Here is a 2,902-nt window from a genome sequence, read left to right as displayed (position 1 = left end):
GCCGGGATGAATGGTGAGAAAGGCGGGCAGGTTCTGGTTTTCGGTGCCGAGGCCGTAGCTGACCCAGGAGCCGAGCGAGGGCCGCGCCTCGGCGATGGCTCCGGTGTGCATCTGGAGCAAAGCGGGGCCGTGCTGGTTGTTGTCCGCATGCACGGCACGCAGCAGGCAAAGCTCATCGGCGATGGCGGCGGTGTGCGGCAGCAGATCGGAAATCGTGACACCGGACTGACCGCGAGGCCGCACCGGGATGTCGGTGCCGAGGGCGAGGAGTCCCGCTGTGCTGTCGTGACGATGCTGCTCCGGCAGCGGGGCGTTCACAGACTTACCGTGCTTTTGCTGGATGAGCGGCTTAGGATCAAAGAGATCCATCTGCGAGGGGCCGCCGGACATGAAGAGGAAGATGACACGCTTCGCCCGTGGCTGGAGCATCGGAGCGCGCACCGCGAGCGGATTGGACGCCGCATTCAGCAGACCATGCAGGGCCATCGCGCCAAAGCCCGCGCTGGTTTGGCGCAACCAGGCGCGGCGGGTGGTGGTGAAGGGTGAGAGATTCATGGGGATCAAAAGCGGAGAAGGAACTCGTTCGTGCCGAAGAGGGCGCGGGCCAGCTCGGTCCAAGCCGGGGTTTCGCCGGCGGCTTTGGAGGCTTGCAGAAAGGTGAGCGCGTCTTCACGCTCGGCGGCGGTGATAGGGCGGTTCAAGACACGCAGCCAAAGCCTTGCGAGGCGGGCCGCATCGTCCTCCTGAATGGCGAGAAGGGTCTTCGCGAGATCCTCGCCACGCTCGCGGATGAGATCGGCATTGAGCAGGTAGAGCGACTGCGTGGGCACGGTGGTCTCGCTGCGCTTGCTGGTGAACTGCGCAGGCTGCGGGAAGTCGAAAACATCGCGCAGCCGCGCCGTGCCTGGCTGCGTGCCGGTGCGCACCACGGGCAGATACAGCGTGCGCTCCACCGCCTGGGACTCGCGCTCTTTTTTGAGGCTGAACTGCGGGTGAACGTCTTGCTTCACCTTCAGCGGAAGTCCGGTGATGTTCTCCGGGAACTCCAGCGGCAGGCCCGGGCCTCCGACTGGCGCTGCAAGTCGTCCGCTCGCCACCAGCATCGCATCGTGGATGGACTCGGCATCAAGCCGCTGGCGGTTCATGCGGGTGAGCAGCTTGTTTTCGGGATCCTTCGATGGCGGGTTGCCACTGGCGAGACGGTAAGTGCGGCTGAGCGCGAGCATGCGAATGAGCTTTTTCTGTGACCAGCCTTCCTTCATGAAGCGATGCGCGAGGTGATCGAGCAGCTCGGGATGACTCGGCGTGTCACCGCGCGTGCCAAAATAATCCACACTGCGCACCAACCCCTCGCCGAAGAGCTTCTGCCAGACGCGGTTGACCGCAATGCGGGCGGTGAGCGGGTTGCGAGCATCCGCGATCCAATCAGCCAGTTGCAAGCGACCGCTTTGACCGGCGGGAATCTTCGGCTGCGGCCCCCACATCGCCACACGCACCAGACCACGCGGCATGGTGTCGCCCAGCGCATACGGATTGCCTCGGATGGTCAGGCGCATGTCGGCAGGCTTTTCCGCATCCTGCACGGCGATGGCTTGTGGTTTGCCAGGATGAAAATACTCCCCGTGACCGATGCGGAGTTCGAGCGCGGTGATTTCCTTTTTCAACTCGTCGAGGCGCTTTTTGCCCGCCGCATCCGGTTTGTCGCCAAGGGCTTTCGACTCCGCCTCCAGCTTCTGTTTTTCGTTTCGCCAGCCCGCCAGCTTTTGCTCGTGCGAGCGGGCGACTGCCCGGTCCTCCTCCAGCTCCGGCAGCGGCACGCGTTGGACATTGCTCCAGATGCCGTGGCGGGTTTTGAACGTCGTCTTCGTGCTGCGGAACATGCCCGCCAGCGCGTAGTAGTCCTGCTGGCCGATGGCGTCGAACTTGTGATCATGGCAGCGCACGCATCCCAACGTCATGCCAAGGAAGGCGGTGCCCACCTTGCTCACCTGACTGTCCACGAAGTCGTGCTCCATCTTCAGCTTGTCGATGGCGTTGATGTCCACATCACCCAGAACGATGAAACCGGTCGCGATGAGGTTTTCTCTGCGCTCCTGTGGTGAGGTGGCAGGCAGCAGATCGCCCGCGAGCTGCTCGCGGATGAAGCGGTCGAAGGGTTTGTCGTGGTGGAAGGACTCCACGAGGTAGTCGCGATACCGCCACGCATGTTCCGCAAAGACTTTGCCCTCCGTGCCGATCTGCTCGGCATAGCCCACGAGGTCCAGCCAATGTCGCGCCCAGCGCTCGCCGTAGGCTTTGGAGTCGAGCAGACGGTCCACGACGCGCTCGTGCGCTGATGATCCTGACGATGAGACAATCGGATGGGGAGACAATGAGATGCCCGTCTCCTTGTCTGATTGTCCCCTTGTCCGATTGTCTCGTTCGAGGTCGGCCAAAAAGTGCTGAATCTCCGCCTCCGTCGGCGGCAGGCCAGTGAGGTCAAAGGTCACGCGCCGCAGCCAGGCATGCGCCTCGGCCTCCGGTCCTGGTTGAAGGCCCGCTGCCTCCTGCTTCGCGAGAACGAAGGCGTCCACCTCATTCAGCGGCCAGGCTTGATCACTCACGGCGGGTGGCTCGGCATCCCGCACCGGTTGATAGGACCAATGCTTCCGACCCTCCTCCACATCCACGCCGGTCTTTTTCACCGCTTTCGCCACCGCCACCGTCTCGCGCGGATCAGGCGCACCGCGCTTCACCCATTCCTCCAGCACGGCGATCTCACTCTCCGGCAGTTTCGCCTTCGGCGGCATCTCCATGTCAGGGTTCGTGTAGCGCACCGCCTCAATGAGGTGGCTCTTTTCCGGCGCCCCCGGCACCAGCGCGGGCCCGCTGTCGCCGCCCGCCTGCCAGCCTGAGCGCGAGT

The 2,902-nt window shown here is 63.9% G+C and carries 2 protein-coding genes; both read right to left on the bottom strand.

Going from position 1 to position 2,902, the window contains the following annotated elements; genetic code table 11:
* A partial coding sequence (locus AC6FTP_RS26680; RefSeq protein WP_497209937.1) for a DUF1501 domain-containing protein occupies positions 1-555 on the bottom strand: 555 nt, incomplete at its 3' end.
* 5 nt (positions 556-560) lie between these two features.
* On the bottom strand, positions 561-2,902 hold a 2,342-nt coding region (locus tag AC6FTP_RS26675; protein ID WP_497209936.1), incomplete at its 5' end, for a PSD1 and planctomycete cytochrome C domain-containing protein.

The organism is Prosthecobacter sp., from assembly GCF_044378005.1.
Taxonomy (GTDB): Bacteria; Verrucomicrobiota; Verrucomicrobiia; order Verrucomicrobiales; family Verrucomicrobiaceae; genus Prosthecobacter.
The sequence above is the reverse complement of the archived record's forward strand: the minus strand, read 5'-3'. Positions and strand labels throughout refer to the sequence as shown.